This is a genomic window from Microbacterium sp. (assembly GCF_044340635.1).
In the GTDB taxonomy this organism is placed as follows: Bacteria; Actinomycetota; Actinomycetes; order Actinomycetales; family Microbacteriaceae; genus Microbacterium.
This window is the reverse complement of the sequence record NZ_JBIITF010000003.1, coordinates 185135-210316: the sequence shown is the minus strand read 5'-3', so window position 1 is coordinate 210316 and position 25182 is coordinate 185135. Positions and strand designations below refer to the sequence as shown.

At 67.9% G+C, this 25182-nt stretch carries 21 protein-coding genes; 14 read left to right on the top strand and 7 right to left on the bottom strand.

Annotated elements, in window-relative coordinates:
• The first annotated feature begins 4 nt into the window (after positions 1-4).
• Positions 5-1147 (top strand): type IV pilus twitching motility protein PilT, encoded by a 1143-nt coding sequence (locus ACIQ0W_RS04290; protein ID WP_396641572.1) that lies wholly within the window; start codon positions 5-7, stop codon positions 1145-1147.
• Position 1148: 1 nt separating this feature from the next.
• The gene (locus tag ACIQ0W_RS04285) at positions 1149-2387 is read left to right on the top strand and encodes a type II secretion system F family protein (protein WP_396641571.1); all 1239 of its coding nucleotides are present in this window, start codon (positions 1149-1151) and stop codon (positions 2385-2387) included.
• Between the two features lie 178 nt (positions 2388-2565).
• Here ACIQ0W_RS04285 and ACIQ0W_RS04280 read toward each other — a convergent pair whose 3' ends face one another.
• On the bottom strand, positions 2566-4260 hold the full coding sequence (locus ACIQ0W_RS04280) for a GspE/PulE family protein (RefSeq protein WP_396641570.1): 1695 nt from the start codon (positions 4258-4260) through the stop codon (positions 2566-2568).
• Positions 4261-4378: 118 nt separating this feature from the next.
• Here ACIQ0W_RS04280 and ACIQ0W_RS04275 point away from each other — a divergent pair, with 118 nt between their 5' ends.
• Both ACIQ0W_RS04275 and ACIQ0W_RS04270 read left to right on the top strand, forming a co-directional pair.
• Positions 4379-5434, top strand: coding sequence for a YihY/virulence factor BrkB family protein (locus ACIQ0W_RS04275; protein WP_396641569.1), 1056 nt, complete (start codon positions 4379-4381; stop codon positions 5432-5434).
• Entirely contained in the window at positions 5431-6150 is a 720-nt protein-coding gene (locus tag ACIQ0W_RS04270) for an NAD(P)H-hydrate epimerase (RefSeq protein WP_396641568.1), read from the top strand. Before ACIQ0W_RS04275 ends, ACIQ0W_RS04270 begins: the two co-directional genes overlap by 4 nt.
• A gap of 72 nt (positions 6151-6222) precedes the next feature.
• Here ACIQ0W_RS04270 and ACIQ0W_RS04265 read toward each other — a convergent pair whose 3' ends face one another.
• Positions 6223-6957 carry a glutamine amidotransferase gene (locus ACIQ0W_RS04265; protein ID WP_396641567.1) on the bottom strand — a complete coding sequence of 245 codons (735 nt, stop codon included), beginning with the start codon at positions 6955-6957 and terminating at the stop codon, positions 6223-6225.
• A 3-nt stretch (positions 6958-6960) separates the two neighbouring features.
• Positions 6961-9480 (bottom strand): alpha-glucan family phosphorylase, encoded by a 2520-nt coding sequence (glgP, locus tag ACIQ0W_RS04260; RefSeq protein WP_396641566.1) that lies wholly within the window; start codon positions 9478-9480, stop codon positions 6961-6963.
• 93 nt (positions 9481-9573) lie between these two features.
• Here glgP and ACIQ0W_RS04255 point away from each other — a divergent pair, with 93 nt between their 5' ends.
• Both ACIQ0W_RS04255 and ACIQ0W_RS04250 read left to right on the top strand, forming a co-directional pair.
• Complete coding sequence (locus ACIQ0W_RS04255; protein WP_396641565.1) at positions 9574-9789, top strand: response regulator; 216 nt, start codon at positions 9574-9576, stop codon at positions 9787-9789.
• A gap of 20 nt (positions 9790-9809) precedes the next feature.
• Positions 9810-10451 (top strand): CYTH domain-containing protein, encoded by a 642-nt coding sequence (locus ACIQ0W_RS04250; RefSeq protein ID WP_396641564.1) that lies wholly within the window; start codon positions 9810-9812, stop codon positions 10449-10451.
• 71 nt (positions 10452-10522) lie between these two features.
• Here ACIQ0W_RS04250 and lpdA read toward each other — a convergent pair whose 3' ends face one another.
• Together lpdA and ACIQ0W_RS04240 are read right to left on the bottom strand one after the other, a co-directional pair.
• Positions 10523-11923, bottom strand: a complete 1401-nt coding sequence (gene lpdA / locus ACIQ0W_RS04245; RefSeq protein ID WP_396641563.1) for a dihydrolipoyl dehydrogenase — start codon at positions 11921-11923, stop codon at positions 10523-10525.
• 63 nt (positions 11924-11986) lie between these two features.
• Positions 11987-12583, bottom strand: coding sequence for a copper resistance protein CopC (locus ACIQ0W_RS04240; RefSeq protein WP_396641562.1), 597 nt, complete (start codon positions 12581-12583; stop codon positions 11987-11989).
• 165 nt (positions 12584-12748) lie between these two features.
• Between ACIQ0W_RS04240 and ACIQ0W_RS04235 the strand changes: the two genes are divergently transcribed.
• The 3 genes from ACIQ0W_RS04235 to ACIQ0W_RS04225 all read left to right on the top strand — a co-directional run bounded on the left by ACIQ0W_RS04235 (position 12749) and on the right by ACIQ0W_RS04225 (position 14572).
• Positions 12749-13207 carry an FHA domain-containing protein gene (locus tag ACIQ0W_RS04235; RefSeq protein ID WP_036296485.1) on the top strand — a complete coding sequence of 153 codons (459 nt, stop codon included), beginning with the start codon at positions 12749-12751 and terminating at the stop codon, positions 13205-13207.
• Positions 13207-13899: a MerR family transcriptional regulator gene (locus ACIQ0W_RS04230; RefSeq protein ID WP_396641561.1), complete on the top strand. Its 693-nt coding sequence runs from the start codon at positions 13207-13209 to the stop codon at positions 13897-13899. Before ACIQ0W_RS04235 ends, ACIQ0W_RS04230 begins: the two co-directional genes overlap by 1 nt.
• Positions 13900-14026: 127 nt before the next feature.
• On the top strand, positions 14027-14572 hold the full coding sequence (locus ACIQ0W_RS04225) for a MerR family transcriptional regulator (RefSeq protein WP_036296483.1): 546 nt from the start codon (positions 14027-14029) through the stop codon (positions 14570-14572).
• Between the two features lie 293 nt (positions 14573-14865).
• Here ACIQ0W_RS04225 and ACIQ0W_RS04220 read toward each other — a convergent pair whose 3' ends face one another.
• Positions 14866-15675: a ParA family protein gene (locus ACIQ0W_RS04220; RefSeq protein ID WP_036296460.1), complete on the bottom strand. Its 810-nt coding sequence runs from the start codon at positions 15673-15675 to the stop codon at positions 14866-14868.
• A 70-nt stretch (positions 15676-15745) separates the two neighbouring features.
• Between ACIQ0W_RS04220 and ACIQ0W_RS04215 the strand changes: the two genes are divergently transcribed.
• The 3 genes from ACIQ0W_RS04215 to ACIQ0W_RS04205 are packed head-to-tail and all read left to right on the top strand — an operon-like array spanning position 15746 to position 21417.
• Complete coding sequence (locus tag ACIQ0W_RS04215) at positions 15746-19153, top strand: pyruvate carboxylase (RefSeq protein ID WP_396641560.1); 3408 nt, start codon at positions 15746-15748, stop codon at positions 19151-19153.
• Between the two features lie 44 nt (positions 19154-19197).
• Entirely contained in the window at positions 19198-20919 is a 1722-nt protein-coding gene (locus tag ACIQ0W_RS04210; protein WP_396641559.1) for an AAA family ATPase, read from the top strand.
• A gap of 6 nt (positions 20920-20925) precedes the next feature.
• The gene (locus ACIQ0W_RS04205) at positions 20926-21417 is read left to right on the top strand and encodes a peptide deformylase (RefSeq protein WP_396641558.1); all 492 of its coding nucleotides are present in this window, start codon (positions 20926-20928) and stop codon (positions 21415-21417) included.
• 96 nt (positions 21418-21513) lie between these two features.
• Here the strand turns inward: ACIQ0W_RS04205 and ACIQ0W_RS04200 are convergent, their stop codons facing one another.
• A complete protein-coding gene (locus tag ACIQ0W_RS04200) occupies positions 21514-23346 on the bottom strand; it encodes an AMP-dependent synthetase/ligase (protein WP_396641557.1) in 1833 nt (610 codons plus the stop codon).
• Between the two features lie 162 nt (positions 23347-23508).
• Here ACIQ0W_RS04200 and ACIQ0W_RS04195 point away from each other — a divergent pair, with 162 nt between their 5' ends.
• On the top strand, positions 23509-24465 hold the full coding sequence (locus ACIQ0W_RS04195; RefSeq protein WP_396641556.1) for an ROK family glucokinase: 957 nt from the start codon (positions 23509-23511) through the stop codon (positions 24463-24465).
• 3 nt (positions 24466-24468) lie between these two features.
• Entirely contained in the window at positions 24469-25155 is a 687-nt protein-coding gene (locus ACIQ0W_RS04190) for a 1-acyl-sn-glycerol-3-phosphate acyltransferase (RefSeq protein WP_036296450.1), read from the top strand.
• Positions 25156-25182 lie beyond the last annotated feature (27 nt).

Sequence of the window (25182 nt, the reverse complement as noted above, 5' to 3'; positions counted from 1 at the left end):
CTCCATGTCCGACACCTCCGCACTTGACGCCGTCCTGGCCGCCGCGGCAGCGGCGCGCGCGTCCGATGTCCACCTGACGGCGGGACGACCTGCCCTCATGCGCGTCGACGGTGACCTCGCGCCGATCCCGGGCTACGCCGACCCGTTGTCGGCCGAGTGGGTCGAGCGCGCCGTGCTCTCGATCATGTCGGCCGCGCAGGCCGAAGACTTCGCCACGCACGGCGAGGTCGACCTGTCGTACGCCTCGGCGAACCTCGGTCGCTTTCGCGTCAACGTCTTCCGACAGGTCGGGGCGGTCGCGGTGGCCTTGCGGTTCATCTCCACGACCGTCTCAACGCTCGAGAAGCTCGGCGCGCCGGCCATCGCGCGGGACCTCGCCCTCAAGCCCCGCGGTCTCGTGCTCGTGACGGGCCCCACGGGCTCGGGCAAGTCCACGACACTCACCGCGATGGTCGACATCATCAACAGCACGCTGCCGGCCCACGTCATCACGATCGAGGATCCGATCGAGTTCCAGCACACGAGCCGCACGGCCCTCATCCACCAGCGCGAGATCGGTTCCGACACAGCGTCGTTCTCCGAGGCGCTCCGACGCGTGCTGCGCCAGGACCCCGACGTGATTCTGATCGGCGAGCTGCGTGACGCGGTGTCGGTCTCGACAGCCCTGTCGGCCGCCGAAACCGGCCACCTCGTGCTGTCGACCCTGCACACCCAGAGCGCGGCGAAGAGCATCAACCGCATCGTCGACGTCTTCCCGGCACACCAGCAGGACCAGGTGCGCACGCAGCTCGGCGACACGCTCCAGGGCATCATCAGCCAGTCGCTCCTTCCCCTCGCGCAGAGCGAGGGCCGCACGATCGCGACCGAGGTGCTCGTCAACACCCCGGCCGTGGCGAACATGATCCGCGAGAACCAGATCGCCCAGATCTATTCGGCGATGCAGGCGGGCGCCGCGCTCGGGATGCACACCTTCGACCAGGATCTCAAGCGCCTCGTCGAGAACGGCACGATCTCCGAGAAAATCGCCCGCACCTACGCGGTCGACGAACGGACCCTCGACGGCATCCGCGTGCGTCCGCGCGATCTCGATGCCGAGGCATGGATGACGCACGCCGGAGAGCGCCAGCTCTCCGGCTGGGGGAACTGACATGCCCGTCTTGCAGGAGTACAACTACCGCGCGGTCGACGGCACCGGCGGAGCGATCGTCAAGGGCACGATCGAGGCATCGAGTGAGAACGCGGTCGCCTCGAAGCTGCGCGTCCAGGGCCTGACCCCGGTCTCGGTGGTCCCGGTCTCGAAGACGGGACTGAACCGGGACGTCGCCCTTCCCGGCATGCGCAAGCGGGTCAAGGTGGCCGAGCTCGCGGTGATGTCGAAGCAGATGGCGGGCCTGATCAACGCGGGTCTGCCGCTCATGCGCACGCTCGCGATCCTGATCGAGCAGACCGAGGGCAAGCAGCTGCAGGGCGCCCTCGGCTCGGTGCACGCCGACGTCGAATCCGGTTCCTCGCTGTCGACCGCGCTCGGGAAGCATCCGGACGTGTTCCCGCCCTTGATGGTCAGCATCGTGCGCGTGGGCGAGACGGGTGGATTCCTCGGTCAGGCTCTCACGTCGATCGCCGAGACGTACAGCAACGAGGCGGAGTTGCAGAACAAGATCCGCACCGCGACGACCTATCCGATCGTGGTGCTGGTGATCGCGATCGTCGGCGTGCTCGTCATGATCACGTTCATCGTCCCGATCTTCAAGGGCATGTTCGAGGGAATCGGATCGGCGCTGCCGCTACCGACACAGGTGCTCGTCACGGTCTCCGAGAACATGATGTGGCTGCTGCCGCTGCTGGCGGTCGTGGTGATCGCGGGCTGGATCTGGTGGACGCGCAACCGGACGACGGAGCGCGTGCGCAAGGTGGTCGATCCGCTCAAGCTCAAGATGCCGGTGTTCGGTCCGCTCGCGACCAAGATCGCCGTCTCGCGGTTCTCGCGCAACCTGTCGATGATGCTGCAGTCGGGCGTGCCCCTCGTTCAGGCCCTCTCGATCGTCGGGCAGGCCTCGAACAACTACGTGATCGAGAGCGCCGTCCACGACATCCAGGACTCCATCAAGCAGGGCCGTTCGTTCGCCGTCCCGCTCGCCAAGTCCGGGGTATTCCCGCCGATGGTCGCCCAGATGGTGTCCGTCGGCGAGGAGTCCGGAACGCTCGCCGAAATGCTCGCGAGCATCGCCGACTTCTACGAGGACGAGGTCCAGACGGCCACCGACCAGCTCACGGCGACCATCGAGCCCGTGCTGATCGTCGGCATCGGCGTGCTCATCGGCGGCATGGTCATCTCGCTCTACCTCCCGATCTTCTCGCTGTACGGCGAGCTCGGCCAGTCCGGCTGAGACAGAGTTCGGCTGCCTGTGTCGCTCTCCCCTTCGCAGAGCAGCCGAACCGCTCCCGGTCGCCGCCGCACGGCGCGGCCGGGAGCGAACACCCCCGACGGATCAGAGCAGATTCGTCAAGCAACTCGGCATCAGGGCAGCACCACGTCAGCCCCACGTCAGTCAGGGCAGCACCACGTCAGATCGAGACGCGCAGGACTTCCTCGATCGTGGTCAGGCCCTGCGTGACCTTGCTCCAGCCGTCGTCGCGCAGCGATGTCATCCCCTCGGCGAGGGCGACCTGTCGCATCTCGGTTCCGGTCGCGCGGGCGACGACGAGCTCTTCGAGCTGTTCGGTCAGCACCATCACCTCGTGCAGGGCGATCCGGCCGCGGTAGCCGGTTCCGGAGCATGCGGGGCATCCGTTCGCCCGGTACAGCTGGGGCGGATCGGCGGGGTCGTGCGGGAAGCCCAGTGAGGCGAGCACCTCGCTCGTCTCGGTGACGGGCAGGCGGCACTTCGTGCACAGTCGGCGCGCGAGGCGCTGGGCGACGACGGCCGTGAGCGCGGTCGCGACGAGGAACGGCTCGCAGCCGATCTCGACCAGACGCGTGAGCGCGCTCGGTGCATCGTTGGTGTGCAGCGTCGAGAGCACGAGGTGGCCGGTGAGGGATGCCTCGATCGAGATGACGGCGGTCTCGTGATCGCGGATCTCACCCACCAGCACGATGTCGGGGTCGCTCCGCAGGATGGAGCGGAGTGCCGCCGCGAAGGTGAGGCCCGCGCGATTGTTCACCTGCACCTGGTTGACGCCGGCGATCCGGTACTCCACGGGATCCTCGACCGTGATCGCATTCACGCGCGGGTTGGCGACGTCGTTCAGCGCCGTGTAGAGCGTCGTGGACTTGCCCGACCCGGTCGGGCCGGTCACGAGCACCATGCCGTGCGGGCGATGGATCGCCTTCTCGAACCGGGCGAGGTTGCCCGCCGCCATGTTCATATCGGTCATGGCCATGGACTGGCCGGTGTTGTCGAGGATGCGCATGACGATCTTCTCGCCCCACACGGTCGGCAGCGTCGCCACGCGCAGGTCGATCTGCCGACCCTCGTGGTGCACCGACAGACGACCGTCCTGTGGGCGGCGGCGCTCGGCGATGTCGATCGACGACATGATCTTCAGGCGCGAGATGATGCCGTCCTGGATCCCGCGGTCGGCCCGCTGCATCTCGTGCAGCACGCCGTCGATGCGGAAACGCACCGTCAGCTGGTGCTCGCCCGGCTCGACGTGGATATCGCTCGCACGATCGTTGATGGCCTGGGCGATCAGCAGGTTGACGAATCGCACGACCGGCGCGTCGACGTCCTGATCATCGAGCGTCTCGGTGAACGACACCGCCGACAGCTGGTTCGTCTCACCGATCTGCTCCGACAGGTCGCTCAACTCTTCGTCGGAGCGCAGGTAGCGCTCGAATGCCTGCCGCAGCGCGTCGGCGGCGACGACGACCGGCTCGACGCGCAGGTCGGTCACGCTCGTCACGTCGTCGATCGCGATGATGTCGGTCGGATCGACCATCGCCAGAATCAGCCTGCTCCCGGCGCGCTCGAGGGGCAGGATGCGATAGCGACGGCTCAGCGAAACCGGAACCAACGCGATGGTCTGGGGATCCAGCACCGCTCCCGATATGTCGACGGCGCGGTGTCCGGTGTGCGCAGCGACCGCCTCGGCGAGCTGCCACTCCGTCACGACGCCCTCGTCGACCAAATGTCGCTCGAGCTCACTGGTGTCGCCGAACCGCGCCATGGCCTGGGTCATCTGGGCCGCGGTGACCGCGCCCGTGAGTACCAGCGTCTGATAGATCCCGCGCACCGTATATACCTCTCTCGCCGCGTCCATCCTAGGCGCGTCGCGCGGCACTCTGATGGCGCCGAGCGCGTATCGCCGCTGGAGCAAGCACGGATGCCACGCCTGTCAAGACGCTGCACGGTCGCCACGGCGCGATTAGCCTGGCCAGATGGCCGAAACCGAAGCGTCTGCGCAGGCTCGACGACCACTCATCGCCCGGATCATCACCTGGGCGCTGCAGCGCAAGCCCGTCCGCGCGTTCCTTCTCTATTCGGAACACCGCGGACCGATGCTCGCCGACAGCATCACCTATCGCCTGCTGTTCGCGGTCTTCGCTGCCGTGCTGCTGGGGTTCTCGATCGCGGCTCTGTGGCTCTCGGGCAACGCCGCGGCCTGGCAAGCGCTGATCGACGCGGTCAACTCCGTCATCCCCGGACTCGTCGGCGAGGACGGGCTGATCGAAACGTCGGACATTCAAGCGCCGGCCGGATTGAGCCTGACCGGTGTGCTGTCGTCGCTCGGTCTGCTGGGTGCGGCGATCGGATCCGTCGGGCAGGTGCGTTCGGCGCTGCGCTCGCTTGCCGACCAGCCCAACGAAGACATCTTCATCGTCTGGGCGCTGCTGCGGAACCTCGGCGTCGCTGTGGGCGTGGGTGTCGCACTGGTGGCGGCCGCGGGCGTGACCTTCTTCGGGACCGCCCTGGTCGATGTCGTCGGCGGATGGTTCGGCGTACCGGCCGACCACCCACTCTCCTCGTGGGGAACGTGGCTGTTGTCGGCCGCCGTGGTCTTCGTGCTCGATGTGCTGGTCATCGCCGTCATGTTCCGCGTGCTCTCGGGGGTCAAGGCAACGGGCCGGACACTGTGGACCGGCGCGCTCATCGGGGGATTCGGTCTCATCGTGCTGCAGCAGCTCTCCGGCCTGTTCGTGGGGGGTGCACGCTCGAATCCGCTCCTCGCCTCGTTCGCTGCGCTCATCGCCCTACTGCTCTGGTTCAACCTGTCGAGCCAGGTCGTACTCATCTCGGCCGCCTACATCCTGACGGGCGTCGAAGAGGAGCGAGACCGTGTTCGCGCCCGCTACGGCACACCCTCCTTCGCCGCGCGTCGTGTCCAGCGCTCCGAGATCGCCCTGAGGGTGGCCAAAACCGAACTGGATCGAGCCCGCGAGGCGGAGCAAGAAGAGCGCGAAGCGGCGCTCGCCGAAACGAAGGGAAAGAAATGAGTGACATCGGAGTCCTCACACCCGCCTACTCGGCCATAGCGGTCCGTGCCGCGGAGCAGCCTCTGCTCGAGGCGGGTGAGCCCCTCATGGCCCGCGCCGCCGCGGCCACGGCTGCGTGCGTTCGCGGTCTGCTCGAGGTGTCCGTTGATCCGGCGGGCCCGGTCCTCGTGCTCGCCGGCTCGGGCAACAACGGCGGGGACGCGCTGTTCGCGGCGGCCGTGCTCGCTGCCTCGGGCGTCCGGGTGGATCTGCTGCTGACGTCCGACCGAGCGCACAGCGAGGGGCTGGGTGCCGCCCGCCGTGCCGGCACACGCTGTGTCGGTCTCGACGAGGTTCGGGCCGGCGCATCCGGCTATCGCGTGATCGTCGACGGAATCCTCGGAATCGGAACGTCGGCCACGCCGGCGCTGCGCGGCATCGCCCGCGCAGCCGTCGAGGCCCTGCTCCCCGCCGTCCGATCAGCAGCCTCCGACCGGCCCCGTGTCGTCGCTGTCGACCTGCCGAGTGGGCTGCACCCCGACGACGGTTCGGCGGACGACGCCGTGCTTCCTGCCGATGTCACCGTGACCTTCGGGGCTCTCAAGGCTGGGCTCGTGCGGGGGCGCGGCCCGGCTGTCGCGGGCGAAATCCGTCTCGTCGACCTCGGCCTCGGTCCGGCGCTCGCCCGCGTCCGGCCGGAGCTCGAGACATCCGTCCCCGTCGCTCTGGCGAGCTGACTCCGCACGAACGGGCGCGACACGCCGCGTAATGGGTGCACCACACGGCGTGTCGCGACCGTTCGCGGGCGGTCAGTCGCGCGCGTAGAGCTCGACGAAGGTGCGGAGCATCCGCGCCGGATGCGACACCGGCGCCGTGCGCACCGCCGCGAGCGTCAGTTCGAGTTCGTCCGCGGCGAAGTACCCGTGGCCGGCGTACGCGTGGATGCGGGTCGTGATTCCGTCGACATCGAGTTCGGGATGGAACTGGGTCGCGTAGACGTTCCGTCCGACGCGGAAGGCCTGGACGGGACAGCCGGGTGAGGATGCGAGGTGCACCGCGTGTGCGGGCAGTCGCGACGCTGCCTCCTTGTGTCCGACGAACGCGCCGAACTCCGTCGGCAGTCCCGCGAAGAGCGGGTCGCTCGCGCCCTCGTCGGTGAGCGTGACTTCCACGACGCTGATCGCTTCGCCGAAGGTCCGGTCGATCACTGCCCCCTCGTGTGCACCGAGTGTGCCGATACCGTAGCAGGCCCCGAAGAACGGGAAGTCGGTGGGCACGACCCTGTCGAGCAGGGCCGCGAACTCCGCCTCGACCCGCCGCTGCACGGGCGACTTCGCCTCGGGTGCGTCCGAGGCGTTGAACGGTCCGCCGCCGACGATGATGCCCGAGAGGGCGTCGAGATCCAGTGGCGGCATCGGTTCGGCCTCGAGACGCACCCGGATCAGGCCGCGCTCGTCGAGCCCGGTGGCGCGCAGCATCGCGGCATACTCCTCGTCCGCGGGCAGGTCCTCGGCCCGCGTGGCGAGCAGTACGAACGGTCTCACGGATTACGAGGCGTACGTGACGAGGCCGAGCTCGACATCCGAGACGAGCTGCGGGTGCGTCGGCACTACACGCACCGTGTACCCGAACGGACCCGTCACCGCAAGCGCCACGGTGCCCGTGAACGTCGTCAGCCCGTCCACCGCATCGCCGGCTGGCGTGAGGGGCACGATCGATCGCTCGCCCGTGATGGCGTCTTCGGCATCCGTCGTCCCGCATACGAGTTGCACGGCGACATCCGCGGCGGACAGCCCGTCGAGCGCGACGGCGGCGCGCACCTCGAGCACATCGCCGGCGGCCGCCTGCTGGGCGATGCCCGACCCGTCCACGCTCGCGATGTGCACCGACGGCCACGCTGCCCGCACGTGTTCCGTGTACGCCGCGAGCTCTCGCGCCAGGGCGAAATCGTCGGCACGCAGCTCGGTGGCGTGCTCCGACGCGGGCGTGTACAGGCGCGCGACGTACTCCCGCACCATCCGGTCGCTCGTCGCCTTCTGACCGAGCACCTTCATCGTGTGCCGCACCATCCCGAGCCATTCGCTCGGCACACCGTCCGTGCGGTCGAAGAACTTCGGCACCAGCTGATGTTCGATGAGGTCATAGAGAGCGGATGCCTCGGCATCGTCTCTCTCGTCGTCCGACCCGGCGGTATCGGCGGTCGGGATCGCCCAGCCGTTCTGCCCGTCGAACCACTCGTCCCACCATCCGTCGAGGATCGACAGGTTGAGCGCTCCGTTGAGCGCCGCCTTCATACCGGAGGTTCCGGATGCCTCGAGCGGCCGGATCGGATTGTTGAGCCAGACATCGCAGCCCGGGAAGAGCGTCTTGGCGAGCGAGATGTCGTAGTCGGGTAGGAAGACGATCCGCCCGCGTACCTTCGGGTCACGGCTGAAGCGCACGAGCTCCTGGATCATCTGCTTGCCGGAGTCGTCCGCCGGGTGCGACTTGCCGGCGACGATGATCTGAACCGGATGCTCCGGGTCGGTCAGAATCCGCGTGAGGCGCTCCGGGTCCCGCAGCATGAGCGTCAGGCGCTTGTAGGTCGGCACGCGTCGTGCGAACCCGATCGTGAGCGCCTCGGGGTCGAGGACCCCGGCGAGGCCGGTGCGGCTGCGTGCCTCGTCGACCAGCTCGCCCTTCATCGTCGAGCGCGTGTCCCAGAGCTCGCGATCCGAGACGCGCGCGACATCCGTCCAGTCATGTGTTTCGACGTGCGCGTCGCCGAAGGTCCGCTCGCTCAGGCCCTTGAGGGCCGGGTGCAGCCAGGTGGGCGGGTGCACGCCGTTCGTGATCGACGTGATGGGAACCTCGTCGGTGTCGACACCCGGCCACAGCTGTCCGAACATGCCCCGGCTCACCTCGCCGTGCAGCAGGGAGACGCCGTTGGCGTGCTGTCCGAGGTGCAGCCCGAGCACCGCCATGTTGAAGACGCTCGGGTCACCGCCGGGCCAGCTCTCGAGCCCGAGCGCCAGCGCGCGCTGCGGGTCGATGCCGCTGACGACACCGGCGGCCAGGTAATCGGCGATCAGATCTTTCGGGAACCGGTCGATCCCCGCGGGAACCGGGGTGTGCGTCGTGAACACCGTCGAGGCGCGCACCTGCGCCAGGGCCTCGTCGAACGTGAGGCCCTCGTGGGTGACGAGCTCCGACATCCGCTCGATGCCCTGCAGCCCCGCGTGCCCCTCGTTCGTGTGATAAACGTCGGCCTCGGGCCGGCCCGTCACGCGACACCACGCACGCAGCGCGCGGACCCCGCCGATACCCAGCAGCGCCTCTTGCAGCAGACGGTGCTCGCCGCCGCCGCCGTACAGGCGGTCGGTGACCCGACGCATCTCTTCCGTGTTCGAGGGTGTCTCGGAGTCGAGCAGCAGGAGGGGGACGCGTCCGATGTCGGCGATCCAGATACGCGCGTGCAGCACGCGGTCTGCGGTGACATCCAGCGACACCTCGACCGGAGTGCCTTCGGCATCGCGCAGCAGCGTCAGACCGAGGCCGTGCGGGTCGAGCAGGGGATAGCTCTCGCGCTGCCAGCCGTCGTCGCCGATCGACTGGCGGAAGTAGCCGGCGCGATAGAACAGGCCGATGCCCGTCAGTGGAACCCCCAGGTCCGAGCAGCTCTTCAGGTGATCGCCGGCCAGGATGCCGAGGCCACCCGAATACTGGGGGAGCGACCCGTCCACCCCGAACTCCGGGGAGAAATACGCGATGTGCTCGGGCTTCGGGCCCTGCACCCGCTGGAACCAGCGCGGCTGCGTCAGGTAGGCCTCGAGGCGATCGGCCTCTTCCGTGACCCGGTCGACGAACGCGTCGTCGCGGGCGAGGGCGTCCAGGCGTTCCTGTCCCAGCGCCCCGAGCATCCGGGCGGGGTTCTCTCCGACCTTCGCCCAGACCGCGGGATCCATGGACTCGAACAGGGCGTGTGTGGCGCGACTCCATGACCATCGCCAGTTCGCGGCGAGGGTGTCGAGCGCCGCGATGCTTTCGGCGAGAACGGGTCGGACCGTGAACGTGCGAATGGCCTTCATGCGACTGATCATAGGCGTCCCATCTGAAGCGATCCCACCGCGCGACGCGGGGTCCTGTCGTGCCCGGAGGGTAGGGTCGAAGAAGGAGGAACTATGTCTATTGCACGACTTTCCGGAGGGCCGCTCGACGGCCAGGTGGTACCCCTCGAGGATGCCGACGACGACTCGCTCGTTCTGCCCTACAGCGAGGGCCAGATCGTCTACCGCCGTCAGGGCGAGCTCGAGCAGACCGGCGATTCCGACGGTCCCACGCAGGCCACGTTCGTCTACGTCGAAGAGACGCAAGAGATCCGGCCCGACAGTGACTAGTCATGTGAGGCATTGAGCGCGTGACGACTGAACCGACGCGTTCGATCGAGGTCGAGCGCAAATACGACGTAAGCGAGGCCACCGGATTACCGGGTCTGGCCTCGCTTCCGGGTGTGGTCGGTGTCCAACAGCCCGAGTTGCGGTCGCTCGACGCGATCTACTTCGACACGGCGGGCCTTGCCCTGGCGCGTCGCGCGGTCGCTCTGCGTCGACGGACGGGCGGCCCCGATGAGGGGTGGCACGTCAAGTCCACCGCACCCGAAGGCCGCCACGAATGGGGATGGCCTCTCGGTGAGGCGCTGTCGTCCGATCCGCTCGCGGCGGCGGTGCCCGACGATGTTCGCTCGTCGGTGACCGAATGGTGCGGCGAAGAAGAACTGCGACCGATTGCCCGGGTCCGGAACGAACGGCAGGCGATCCTGCTGCAGGATGCCTCGGGCGCGGTGATCGGCGAGTTCGTGGACGATCACGTCCAGGCCACCGACCTGCAGACGGGTGTCGCGACGAACTGGCGCGAGTGGGAGGTCGAACTCGGCCCCGCCGCACCCGCGGATGAGACAGGCCGCGCCGATTTCTTCGCGGCGGTCGATGCTGCCGTCGACGCCGTCGGGGGAGTGCCCGCGGTATCCGGTTCGAAGCTGCAGCGCGCCCTCGGCCGCTGACTCGCTTCACGTGAAGACGGACGCCCGCCTCGCGATGCGAGGGTGGGCGTCCGTCTGTGGAGCGGAATCTCTCACATATTGATCATGTGACCGGCGAGGCCGTGGAACGCCTCTTGCACGGCCTCCGACAGGGTCGGGTGCGTGTGCACGTTTCGTGCCGCCTCGAGAGCGGTCAGGTCCCACTTCTGCGCCAAGGTCAGCTCGGGCAGAAGCTCCGACACGTCGGGTCCGATCAGGTGACCACCGAGAAGCTCGAGGTGTTCGGCGTCGGCGATGAGCTTGACGAATCCGATGGGCTCACCCAGTCCGTTGGCCTTGCCGTTCGCCGAGAACGGGAACTTGGCGACCTTGACGTCGTGGCCCGCGTCGCGTGCCTGCTGCTCGGTCAGACCGAACGAGGCCACCTGGGGCGAGCAGAACGTCGCGCGCGGCATCATGCGGTAGTCGCCGAGCGCCATGGTCTCGGCCTTGCCGATCGTCTCGGCGGCGACCACGCCCTGTGCCTCGGCGACGTGCGCGAGCTGCAGCTTGGCCGTCACGTCACCGATCGCGTAGATGTGCGGGACGTTCGTGTGCATGAAGTCGTCGATCTCGATCGCACCGCGGTCGGTCAGCTTCACACCGGTGTTCTCGAGCCCGTAGCCCTCGACGTTCGCCGCGAACCCGATCGACATCATCACCTTGTCCGTGTCGATCGACTGCGTCTCGCCGCCGCTGTTGGGCGTGTAGGTGACGGTCACGTGGTCACCGTGATCGGTGACCGATTCGACCTTGGTCGAGGTCAGGATGTCGACACCGTACTTCTTGTACTGACGGGCGATCTCCTTCGAGACATCCGCGTCCTCATTCGGCAGAGCGCGGTCGAGGAACTCGATGATCGTGACCTTGACGCCGAAGTTCGTCATGATGAAGGCGAACTCCATGCCGATCGCGCCGGCACCGACGATCACGATGGACTGGGGCAGTCCCCGCGTCATGATCTGCTCTTCGTACGTCACGACGTTCTCGCTCAACTCGACACCGGGCAGCAGTCGCACCTTGGCGCCCGTCGAGACGATCGCGTTGTCGAACGTCAGGCGCTCGGTCTGCCCATCGGCCTTGGCCACGTCGATGGTGTTCGCGTCGATGAACGATCCGCGGCCCTCGTATTCGATGACCTTGTTCTTCTTCATCAAGTAGTGGATGCCCTTGACGTGCGTGTCGGCCACCTTGCGGCTGCGGTCCCAGGCGGTCCCGAAGTCGAAGCTCACGTCGCCCGAGATGCCGAACTGCTCGGCCTGGTGGGTGAAGACGTGGGCGAGATCGGCATTACGCAGCAGAGCCTTCGAAGGGATGCAGCCGACGTTCAGGCAGACACCGCCCCAGTACTTCTGCTCGATGATGGCCACCGAGAGACCGAGCTGCGCGCTTCGCACGGCCGCGACATATCCGCCGGGGCCAGCACCGAGAATGACGACGTCGTAGTGAGGCATGCCTTCAAGCCTAGACCCCGCGCGAGGCTGCCGCGCCGGGGTCGAAACCCGTTCCGTTGCCGTTCAAACTCCGCCGTTGCGGCCCCGTGCCCGTGCCATCAGGATGGCCACGAGAGCACCGCCGAGGCCGACCGCGACGATGCCGATGACGATCCAGATCGGCGTCAGATCGAAGCCTCCGGCATCCGATCCAGCACCCGTCGCGTCGCCAGCGTCGGCGTCAGTCGTCGTCGGGATGTCGGCGGGTACGGATGTCTCGCCGACCGAGAACGTCAGCTCACCAGAGATGGGGTGCCCGTCGCTGGACACGATGCGCCAGACGACCGTATAGGTGCCGCGTTCGTCGGCGCCGGACAACTCCTGGATCACGCCGTTTCGATCGAGGATCGGATCGCCTTGCTGGACTTCCGCGCCCGACGGATCGATCACGAGCACCTCGGTCGCGCCGTCGCCCTCGAGGGGATTCGCGCTGAAGCGCAGGTCGATCTCGCTCGGGCCCGTCTCGATGATCTCGCCGTCGTCGGGGGTGCTGCCGATCAGCTCGTCATGAGCGAAGGCAGCGGAAGGCGCGGCGATGAAGAACGCGCACAGCGCAACCAGCAAGACGGCGAGGCCCGGACGTCGAACGGTGGGCGGGCGTCGACGAGGCTGAGACTTCATACTTCGAGACTAACGAGGGTCGCTGGGCACAAGCCGGGGCACGGGCCGGGGCGCGGGCCGGACGGCATGGAGAAAAGCGCGGCCCGTCGTGCGTGGATCCGATCGGCTAGTCTGGACCGCGAGGAGGACAGCGTGTCAGAACAGCAAGACCAAGCGCCCCCGGCCATGCGCCGCGAGGCCGAGCCGGCGCATTCCACGCCCGATACGACCCAGACGTTCGGACACGATTCCGACCTCTCGTTCGTTCCGTTCGGTTCCGAGCTCTCGCAAGCCGAACTCGACGCCATTTCAGCTCTCCCGGCGCGAGCGGCGCTGCTGCTCGTCCGGTCCGGACCGACGGCGGGTGCGCGCTACCTGCTCGATTCCGAAGTCGCCACCGTGGGTCGCCACCCCGAGGCCGACATCTTCTTCGATGACGTGACCGTCTCGCGCCGCCATGCCGAGATCACGCGACGCCCGGAAGGGTTCGAACTCGTCGATCAGCGCTCTTTGAACGGCAGCTACGTCGACGGCGAGCGTGTCGATCGCGCCCTGCTCGTCAATGGTGCCGAGGTGCGGATCGGAAAGTTCCGTCTGACCTTCTTCATCTCCCCGGTCGATCTGCCGTTGCCGGCGGACGGCTGATGCCCGCGGTTCCTTCCCGGAACTCCGCGGCCGCCGCGGGCCTGCTCAGCATCGGGCAGGTGCTGGCGCGGCTCACGCCGGAGTTTCCCACCCTCACGACCTCGAAGCTCCGCTTTCTGGAAGTCCAGGGCATCGTCACGCCGACGCGCACCGAGTCCGGTTACCGCAAGTTCTCTCCCGCGGATGTCGACAGGCTTCGCCTGGCACTCCAGCTCCAGCGTGACCACTACCTGCCCCTGGGTGTCATCCGCGAATATCTCAGCGACCTCGATGCGGGACGCGACCCCAGTCACCCGGGGCAGCAGCCTCCGCCCACGATCCACCCGCAGGGGCGTCGATACCGTCGGGACGAACTGCTGCGGGCTGCCGGCGCGACACCGCAGCTCTTCAACGAGGCCGTGTCGTCGGGCATCCTTCCGGCCGCCGAGTCGTTCGGCGAACAGAGCGTCTCGTTGCTGCGAGCGATCGTCTCGCTCGACAGCCACGGCATCGAGCCCCGCCACCTGCGAACCATTCGGCAGAGCGCCGAGCGTGACGTCTCGTTGATCGAGCAGGCTCTGGCCCCGCTCACTCACCGGACGGACGCGCCCTCGCGTGCACGGGCGAACGAAGTGGGTCCCGAGCTCGCAAGACGCCTCGATGAGGTGCGCGCCATCTTCGTACGATCCGCGCTCACGCGGTTGCTTCCGTGACCGCCTCGACGTTCGCGTCGGGTCGCCCGGCGTGTCGCGGCGGATGTCGTTGCTCGGTGACGACGGGTGTCCTAGCGTGGGGGATGAGCCGCGAACCTGCGTCTCGGAACCCGGCGAGGAGGACGCGATGAACGCTGGCGAACTCGCCGACGAGAAGCGTTTCGACTCGGACCTCTTGTTCACCGACGGGCTTCCGGCGATGGACGACGAGGTGGGTTACAAGGGCGCCGTCGCGGCTCGTGCTGCGGGAATCACGTACCGGCAGCTCGACTACTGGGCCCGCACCGAACTGGTCGAACCGACCGTTCGCGGCGCGAGTGGCTCGGGATCGCAGCGACTTTACGGATTCCGCGACATTCTGGTGCTCAAGCTCGTGAAGCGCCTTCTCGACACCGGGATCTCGTTGCAGCAGATCCGCACCGCGGTCGATCAGCTTCGTGCTGCCGGCATCCGCGACCTCGCGGGCACGACGCTCATGAGCGATGGAGCATCCGTCTATCTCTGCACGTCCAACGACGAGGTCATCGACCTGGTCAGCCGCGGGCAGGGTGTTTTCGGCATCGCCGTCGGCAAGGTGCTGCGCGAGGTGGAGTCGACGCTCGTCGAGTTCGGCCCGCAGACGGTCGACACGATCGACGAGCTCGCCGCTCGCCGTTCCGCCCGCACCGCCTGACCAAACGCCAGGTCAAGGGCTGTTCGAGCCAGCACGCGGGGGCTGTTCGCCACGCGAGGGTGATGCGCTCTGGCCCTGACCGACGATGTCCCACTTTCGCTCGGTATGGAGCGCGTCGCGAGGGTCGCTCCGATAGGTGTGTCCCATTTTTGCTCGGTGTAGGACCGGATTACCGACGCAAAGTGGGGCGCAAGGGCGCGGAAGTGGGACACGCGGCGGGCCGACGAGGGCGTGCAGCCGGAGCGCTATGGCTACTGTCTGCGGTGCGGTGCGTCTGCGGTGCGCTGACCGAATCAGATGCGGGCGTCGCCGGGGACCGGGATGCGGCCGGTGCGCATGACGCGATCGAGCAGGGCATCGAAGTCCGCCGCGAGTTCTTGGGCGGAATCGCCGGGCCAGATGTGCAGCGGCTTTGCCGCGCCCTGCGCCTGCTGCAGCGACGTGCGCTCGGGCAGCTGGGGAGACAGGACGAGGGGGCCGAACATGTCGCGCAGCTCCTTGATGCGGAACTGGTGCTCGATCGACTGCGGGCGCACACGGTTGACGACGATGCCGAGCGGCTGGAGTCGCGGCGAGAGACCGCGACGGATCTCTTCGATCGCGCGCAGGGCACGGTCGGCGGCGGCGACCGAGAACAGGCCGGGCTCGGACACGACGATGACACGGTCGCTCGCGGCCCACGCGGTGCGCGTCAACGCGTTCAGCGATGGGGCGCAGTCGACGAGGACGAGGTCGTAGTCGGCCTCGATCGTGGCCAGGGCCTCTTCGAGCTTCCAGACGTCACGCACGCTCGGGTGCGGCCCGTCGAAGTTGATGGCCGAGGGGCTGCCGATGAGGACATCGATCGTGCCGGGATGGACCTTCGCCCACCCGCTCGATGTGATCGCCTGGCGGACGACCTTTTCTTTCGGATTCCCGAGCACGTCGGCGACGTTGAGTCGGCCGGCCACCTGGATATCCATGCCGGTCGAGACATCCGACTGCGGGTCGAGGTCGACGACGAGGGTCCGGACGCCCCGAGCGAATGCCGCGGAGGCAAGCCCGAGCGTCACGGTGGTCTTTCCGACCCCGCCCTTGAGGGAGCTGACGCTGAGTACGTGCACAATCGTCTACGTTACCGTCCCCTAGGCTGTGGAACACACTCAGGTCGACGCGCCGAAGCTGTGAGGTGTCATGTTCCGCAAGATCCTTGTCGCGAATCGTGGTGAAATCGCCATCCGCGCTTTTCGGGCCGCCTACGAAGTGGGCGCTCGCACGGTCGCTGTCTATCCGCACGAGGATCGCAACTCGTTGCACCGTTTGAAGGCCGATGAGGCCTACGAGATCGGCGAGCGCGGCCATCCGGTGCGCGCCTATCTCGACGTCGACGAGATCATCCGCGTCGCGCTCGAGAGCGGTTGCGACGCGATCTATCCCGGATACGGATTCCTTTCCGAGAATCCGGATCTCGCCGAGAGGGCCAGTGCCAACGGCATCGCGTTCATCGGACCGCCCGCCCGGGTGCTCGAGATGGCCGGCAACAAGGTCACGGCCAAGCATCACGCGATCGCCGCCGGGGTGCCCGTGCTCGCCTCGACCGAGGCATCCGCCGACATCGACGAACTACTCGCGCAGGCCGACGGGATCGGGTTCCCCCTCTTCGCCAAGGCGGTCGCCGGCGGTGGGGGACGCGGGATGCGCCGGGTCGAGAGCAAGGGCGAGCTCGCTCCCGCCCTCGCCGAGGCCATGCGCGAGGCGGACAGCGCATTCGGCGACCCGCGTATGTTCCTCGAGCAGGCGGTCGTCCGCCCGCGTCACATCGAGGTGCAGATCCTCGCCGACGCGGAGGGGCACACGGTCCATCTGTTCGAGCGCGACTGCTCGGTGCAGCGACGCCACCAGAAAGTGATCGAGATCGCGCCCGCGCCGAACCTCGACGACGGGCTGCGCCAGCAGCTGCACAAGGATGCCGTGGCCTTCGCGGAGTCGATCGGCTACGTCAACGCGGGCACGGTCGAATTCCTCGTGGACACAGAGGGGGAGCGCGCCGGAAAGCACGTCTTCATCGAGATGAACCCGCGTATCCAGGTCGAGCACACGGTCACCGAGGAAGTGACGGATGTCGATCTCGTGCAGTCGCAGATGCGCATCGCCGCGGGCGAGACGCTCGCCGAGCTGGGTCTCGAGCAGCACGACATCCGCCTGCGCGGAGCGGCTCTGCAGTGCCGCATCACGACCGAGGACCCGACGCAGGGTTTCCGGCCCGACACGGGCAAGATCACGACGTACCGCTCGCCGGGCGGTGCCGGCATCCGTCTCGACGGCGGTACGACGGCGGCAGGCTCGCAGGTCAGTCCCCACTTCGACTCAATGCTCGCAAAGCTCACGTGTCGCGGGCGCGACTTTCCCGCCGCGGTCGCCCGGGCGCGGCGGGCCCTGGCCGAATTCCGCATCCGCGGCGTCTCGACGAACATTCCGTTCCTGCAAGCCGTACTCGATGACCCGTCGTTCGTCGCCGGTGACATCGCGACGTCGTTCATCGACGAGCGCCCCCAGCTGCTGCGCGGCCGGGAATCGAAGGACCGCGGAACGCGCCTGCTGAACTGGCTCGTCGATGTGACCGTCAACAAGCCGAACGGCGAGAACCCGCTCTCGATCGACCCGGCGATGAAGCTGCCGAAGGTCGATCTGAACGTGCCCGCACCGGCCGGTGGGCGTCAGCGCCTGCTCGAACTCGGGCCCGCGGGATTCGCTCGCGCGCTCCGCGAGCAGAAGCCGCTCGCCGTGACCGACACGACCTTCCGTGACGCGCACCAGTCCCTGCTCGCGACCCGTGTGCGCACGCGTGACCTCGTGGCGGTCGCGCCGTACGTGGCGCGGCTGACCCCCGACCTGTTCTCGGTCGAGGCCTGGGGTGGAGCTACCTACGACGTCGCCCTGCGATTCCTCGGTGAGGACCCCTGGGAGCGACTCGAACGTCTGCGCGAAGCGCTGCCGAACATCCCGATCCAGATGCTGCTGCGCGGTCGCAACACGGTCGGCTACACGCCGTACCCCACGGAGGTCACGGATGCCTTCGTCCGCGAGGCGGCGGCTACCGGTGTCGACATCTTCCGGATCTTCGACGCGCTCAACGACGTCGCACAGATGCGCCCCGCGATCGACGCCGTGCTCTCGACCGGGTCCACGGTGGCCGAGGTCGCCGTCTGTTACACCGGTGACCTGCTGAACCCGAACGAAGACCTCTACACCCTCGACTACTACCTGCGCCTCGCCGAGCAGATCGTCGACGCGGGTGCCCATGTGCTTGCCATCAAGGACATGGCGGGGCTGCTTCGCCCCGAGGCGGCTTCGCGGTTGGTGTCGGCGCTCCGTTCACGCTTCGATCTGCCCGTGCACGTCCACACGCACGACACCCCGGGCGGCCAGCTCGCGACGCTCCTCGCCGCGAGTGCGGCCGGCGCGGACGCTGTGGATGCCGCATCCGCACCGATGGCCGGGACCACCAGTCAGCCATCGCTCTCGTCGCTCGTCGCGGCCCTTGCACACACCGAGCGCGACACCGGGCTCGACCTCGACGCTGTCGCGGACCTCGAGCCGTACTGGGAGGCCGTGCGGCACCTGTACGCCCCGTTCGAGTCCGGTCTGCCGGGCCCCACAGGCCGGGTCTATCGTCACGAGATCCCCGGGGGGCAGCTGTCGAACCTGCGCCAGCAGGCGATCGCACTGGGCCTTGCAGATGACTTCGAGCTGATCGAGGACATGTACGCGGCGGCCAACGGGATCCTCGGGCGGATTCCCAAGGTCACCCCCTCATCGAAGGTCGTCGGCGATCTCGCTCTGCACCTCGCGGCCGTCAAGGCCGACCCCGCGGACTTCGAAGCTCATCCGGAGAACTATGACATCCCCGACTCCGTCGTCGGGTTCATGGCGGGTGAACTCGGAGATCTGCCGGGAGGATGGCCCGAGCCGTTCCGCACGGCCGTGCTGGCCGGTCGGACCGTCAAGATCGAGGTGGAACCCCTGGCTCCCGCCGATTCGGAGGCGCTCGCGGGCGATGCCGGGGCGCGTCGCGAAGCGCTCAACAGGCTGCTGTTCCCCGTGCCGACCCGGCAGTTCGCCCAGGTCCGCGAGGTCTTCGGGGACGTCTCCCTGCTCGACACCTCGGACTACCTCTACGGTCTCGTGCCGGGCGAGGAGCACGCGGTCGAGATCCAGCGCGGCGTGCGCCTGTTGGTCGGGCTCGAGGCGATCGGCGAGGCCGACGACAAGGGCATGCGCACCGTGATGACGACCCTGAACGGTCAGCTGCGCCCCGTCTTCGTGCGAGACCGGAGTATTGCCGTCGAGGCCCGACAAGCAGAGAAGGCGGACACGACGAAGCCCGGTCAGATCGCCGCACCGTTCTCCGGAGTCGTCACGCTCAAGGCATCCGTCGGTGACGCGGTCCAAGCGGGCGAGGCGGTCGCCTCGATCGAAGCGATGAAGATGGAGGCGGCGATCACGTCGCCCGTCGACGGTGTGATCGAGCGTCTCGCGATCGGCGCGACCCAGCAGGTCGAGGCCGGAGATCTTTTGGTCGTGGTGCGTCCGGCGCACTAATCTGGGGCGAGTCCCACCCCCTAACTGCAAGGTCCGGAGTTCCAGTGACGCCTCACGGCAAAGATCCGAGCGCCGACGACGACCCGGATAACGGGATCCTCGACGACGCGCCCTCGGTCGAAACGTCGGGCATCGGCTTGATGGGCACGCAGACGGCACACGTCAACATCGCTCTTCCCGCGCAAGAAGAGGATGACGACGAGGACATCGTCGAGGGCGACATCGCCTTCTCAGGCGCATTCGTCACGATCGACCTACCTGCCGTCGCGCACGAGCCCACGCACGCCCGCGAGATCGACGACAGGTCTGTCGCTCCGGAACCGGTCGCCGAGGAAGCCATGGTCGAGGAGCCCATCGACGTCGTGATCGCCGCGATTGGTTTGGATGACTCCGCAGCTGAGGACGTGGCCCCCGAGGATCTTGCCCCGGAGGACCGCGCCCTCGAGGATCTGGCGCCCGAGGACCTCGCCCCCGAGGATCTTGCCCCGGAGGAGGTCGCTTCGGACGACATCGACCTGGACGAGGTCGCCCCCGAAGATGCCGCTATGCATGACGTCCGGCTGGACGACGCAGAGATCACCGGGTTCGAGCCGATCGGGTTCGAACCGACCCCCGATGCGTCGGACGCCGGCGCCGCAGACGATGAGCACCTCGAAGCTCCGGTTGCGGACGCACCGGACGAGAAGGAGACGACGATGAACGATGGGAACGACGCTGCACAGCCCGCCGAGCGCCGCGAGGTGGCTCGCACCACGCAGGCCGAGGCGCCCGTGCTGGTCTCCCGCAGAATCGGCGAACTCGCGGACGTGGCAGAGCGCGAGACATCCGATCTGCTGACCGCCGACCGCCTGCTCGACCCGGCCCAGGTCACGCGACCCGAGCCCGAGGGCGTCTGGCAGCACCTGCTGTATTCGGTCTCCGGCGGCAAGGTGAATATCGGTGACAGCAAGCGCGCGCGAGCGCGCAAGGCGATGGATCGGCGAATCGCGGCACCCCTGCCCGGCAGCGGGGCACGGTTCGTCGCGATCGTCTCGCGCAAGGGCGGCGTTGGGAAGACGACCATCACGACCCTGCTCGGACAGGCACTGGCTGATGCGCGCGACGACCGCGTGATCGCCGTCGACGCCAATCCCGACCGCGGCACACTCGCCGAGCGGATCGCAAAGCGAAGCGGGCGAACCGTCCGTGATCTGGTGCGCGAGCGTGAGAACCTGCGCGGCTACAACGACGTCTCCGCGATCGTCGCCCGCGACGAGACCCGCCTCGACGTGCTGGCATCCGACACCGATCCGCGCATCGCCGAGGCCTTCAGCGGCGATGAGTACCGCGCGGTCGCCGAGGTTGCAGCCCACTACTACTCGGTCGTGCTGACAGACACCGGCACCGGCATCGTGCACTCCGTCATGGGCGCCACATTGGAGCGCGCCGACCGGCTGGTCGTCGTCGCGGGTCAGAGCATCGACGAGGCGCGACTGGCATCCGAGACGCTGACATGGCTCGAAGCGAACGGCTACGAGGAACACGTACGAAGCGCGATCGTCGTGCTGAACATGTCGTCTCCCGGGACGCCGCCCGTCCGCCAAGACGAGCTCGAGGCGCACTTCCGCACCCGCGTGCGCGATGTGCTCCGCGTGCCGTACGACCCGCAGCTCGCGACCGGCGGCGCCATCGTGTTCCGTGACTTGCAGCCCGCGACCCGGATGGCGGCTCGAGAGCTCGCCGTGAAGGTCGTCGAGGGTCTCCAGTCCGTGTCGACGGCGGCCTGACGCGCCATGGCCGTGCGTGACATCCGTCTCTTCGGCGATCCCGTGCTGAAGGCGCGATCGACCGAGATCGCCGAGATCGACGAAAGTGTGCGTGCCCTCGTCCGCGACCTGCTCGACACGGTCGAGCCCGCCGGGCGCGCCGGCGTCGCTGCCCCGCAGATCGGTGTGGGTCTGCGCGCCTTCAGCTACAACATCGACGGCGATATCGGATACGTCGTGAACCCCGTCCTCGTAGAGGTCCGTGGCGAGCCGCAGCCAGTGGACGAGGGATGTCTCTCGGTCCCGGGACTCTGGCACCCGGCGCTGCGGTATCCGTGGGCGAGGGTGGAGGGTATCGACCTCGACGGCGAGCCCGTCGTGCTCGAGGGTGAGGGGCTGCTCGCCCAGGCCCTGCAGCACGAGACCGACCACCTCGACGGCACCCTGTACCTTGACCGACTCACGCCCGAGCGTCGCCGGGTGGCGATGCGCGAGGTGCGCGAGTCGTCCTGGTTCTGACCCGAACGGGTCGGCCGAATCGCTTCGACAGCTCAGCGGCCGTGAGGCCTCCGTTCCCTGAACTTGTCTCAGGGAGCGAAGGCCTCACGAGACGCGCTACGGGAGCGTGACGTTCGTCGTCGCGACCGGTTCGCGGTAGAGCTCGGCGATGTCGTCCGCGAAGTCGCCGACGATCACGTTGCGCTTGATCGACATCTTCGGCGTCAGGTGGCCGCTCGCTTCGGTCCACTCGCTCGCGAGGATGGTGAACTTGCGGATCGACTCCGCGCGCGACACGTGGGCGTTCGCCGTGTCGATCGCCCGCTGCACCTCAGCGCGCACGGCATCATGCTGAGCAGCCTCGGCGAGGGTCATCGTGCCCGCGTGCCCGTTGTTCGCGAGCCACGTCGGCAGCATCTCGGAGTCGAGCGTGACGAGGGCGGCGATGAACGGCTTCTGATCTCCGACGACGACGACCTGTCCGACGATCGGATTGGCGCGGATCGGGTCCTCGAGCGCCGCGGGAGCGACATTCTTGCCTCCCGCGGTCACGATGATCTCTTTCTTGCGTCCCGTGATCGTCAGGAACCCCTCGTCATCGAACGTTCCGATGTCACCGGTCGTGAACCACTCACCGTCGAACGCCGCGGCGGTCGCCTCGGGGTTGCGCCAGTACTCCTTGAACACGTTGATGCCGCGCACCTCGACCTCGCCGTCCTCGGCGAGGCGGACTCCGACGCCGGGCAGGACGGGGCCGACCGTGCCGATCTTCGACTTGGTCGCGAGGTTCACGGTCGCCGGGGCAGTGGTCTCGGTCAGGCCGTAGCCCTCGAGGATCACGATGCCGAGGCTGTGGAAGAAGTGGCCGAGTCGCGGGCCGAGGGGGGCCGAACCGGAGACGGCGTACTGGATGCGTCCACCCATGGCCGCCCGCAGCTTGCTGTAGACGAGCCGGTCGAACAGCGCGAACTTGATCTTCAGTCCGAGCGGGATCTTCTTCCCGTCCTGCAGGAGCTTCGAGTGCTCGATCGCTGCGTCCGCGGCGGCCCGGAAGATCTTGCCCTTGCCGCCCGCCTCGGCCTTCTGCTCGGAGGAGTTGTAGACCTTTTCGAAGACGCGCGGAACCGCGAGCAAGAACGTCGGCTTGAACGATCCGAGCGCGGGGAGGAGATGCTTCGTGTCGGGCTGGTGACCCGTCTTCACACCCGCGTGCACATCCAGGATCGAGATGAACCGCGCGAACACGTGCGCCGTGGTGATGAAGAGGAGCGTCGACGCGCCGGGCGTCTGCACGACCTCCTTCAGGGCGACGGCCGAGTTGCGCGACAACTCGACGAAGTTGCTGTGCGTGAGCACGCATCCCTTCGGGCGTCCCGTCGAACCCGACGTGTAGATGAGCGTCGCGATGTCCGAGCCCTGCGCGATGCCGCGGCGGCGTTCGATCTCGGAGTCGGGGACGGATGCGCCGAGCTCGCTCAGCTTGTCGATGGCTCCGAGGGCGAGCTGCCACACCTCGCGGATCAAGGGCAGGTCGCCGCGCACCTCGTCGAGACGCGCGGCGTGGTCGGCAGCTTCGACGATGCAGACCACAGCACCCGAGTCCTCGAGGATCCACTGGATCTGGTGAGGAGAACTCGTCTCGTAGATCGGCACCATGACGGCGCCCGCGTAGAACAACGCGAAGTCGACCAGGGTCCACTCGTACGTCGTGCGCGCGAGGAATCCGACCTTGTCGCCGGGTTCGATCCCGGACGCGGCGAATCCCTTGGCGAGGGCTACCACTTGACGACGGAACTCCGCCGCCGTGATGTCTCGCCATCCCTCGCCCTGCGGCACGGCGAAGAGCGCGAGATCGGGCGTTGCCGCGACGCGATCTTCGAGCAGGTGGGTCACATTGGCTTTCGGGTCCGCGGGAACAATTGCGGGGACCTCGAATTGGACGGCACTCATTATCGGCAGCTCCTTTGGCACCCGGGTGTTGTCGGCTTCAGGCCGAGTCTACCCTCTGGTGATACTCGGTCTCAGGGATTCGAGACCCGGTTCGCGGGCCTGCGCGCGGCTAGACTGCTCGAGGCCGTCCGTGGCCGCACGAGGTCGCGAAGGGGTGTGGGAGTGCTTTCGATCGGCATCGACATCGGCGGAACCAAGATCGCCGGGGGCGTGGTCGACGACTCGGGGACGATCGTGAAGGCGCTCCGCATCGATACCCCCGACGGGCCCCGCGCGATCGAGGACGCGGTCGCCGTGATGATCCGCGAGTTGCGCACCGGCACCGATGCCCCCGCCGCGGGTGTCGCCGCGGCCGGCTTCATGGACCGTGAGCGCACGCGCGTGCGTTTCGCCCCGAACATCGCCTGGCGTGACGAACCCCTGCGCGACAGGGTCTCGGAGTTGGCCGGTGTGCCCGTCGTGATCGAGAACGACGCGGACGCAGCGGGCTGGGCCGAGTATCGGTTCGGTGCCGGACGTGGTCGATCGCACATGGTGATGCTGACCCTCGGCACGGGCGTCGGAGGCGCGATCATCGCGGACGGTGAGCTTTCCCGGGGCGGCTTCGGCATCGGTGGCGAGCTCGGACACCTGCGGCTCGTGCCGGGCGGACTGGTGTGCGGCTGCGGCCGAAGCGGATGCCTGGAGCAGTACGCGTCGGGAAACGCCCTGCGCCGGATCGCGAACGAGATCGCGGATGCTGAGCCATCCGGGATCGGCGCCGCGCTCAACGCCGGCCGCGCGGTCGATGGGCGGGTCTCCGGGCACACGATCGCCGAACTCGTCGTGCAGGACGACGCGGGTGCGCTCGAGGCTCTCCGCCGGGTCGCGGAGTCCCTCGGCGACGCGTGCGGAAGCTTCGCGGCGGTTCTCGATCCCGAGATCTTCGTGATCGGCGGGGGAGTGTCCGTGCTCGGCGAGCGACTGCTCGCCCCCGTCCGGGAGGCATACCTCGCGGCGCTGCCGGCGGCGGGCCATCGCCCCGTCGCCGAGTTCGCGATCGCCGAGCTGACCAACGATGCGGGTGTGATCGGTGTCGCCGATCTCGCTCGTCGCGCCGTGATCAGGGACGGTGAGTGAGCCATGTTCTACTGGCTGATGAAGTACATCGTGATCGGGCCGCTGCTGAAGGCGATCTTCCGGCCGTGGATCGTCGGGCGCCGCAACATCCCGGTCGAGGGCGGTGCGATCCTCGCGAGCAATCACCTGTCCTTCGCAGACTCGGTTTTCCTGCCGCTCATGATCGACCGGCAGATGTCGTTCCTGGCCAAGAGCGACTACTTCACGGGCCGTGGCATCCGCGGCTGGGCGACACGCGTGTTCTTCAAGGCCACGGGTCAGATCCCGATCGATCGCTCGGGCGGCAAGGCATCCGAAGCATCCCTGAACACCGGACTCTCGGTGCTCGCGAACGACGACCTGCTCGGCATCTATCCCGAGGGCACACGCAGCCCCGACGGCCGGCTGTACCGCGGCCGCACGGGCATCGCGCGCATGGCGCTCGAGGCGCGCGTGCCGGTGATTCCCGTCGTGATGGTCGACACCGACACGATCATGCCGATCGGCAAGCGGATGCCGCGCATCGGCCGTGTCGGCGTGGTCATCGGCGAACCGCTCGACTTCTCGCGCTTCGCCGGGCTCGAGGGCGATCGCTACGTGCTCCGATCGGTGACGGACGAGATCATGGTCGCGCTGCAGCGGCTGGGGGAGCAGTACTACGAGGACGTCTACGCCTCGACGGTCAAGGACCGCCTCGCCGCGCGACGCTGAGCGTCGCTCCCGCGCACGGTGACGCGG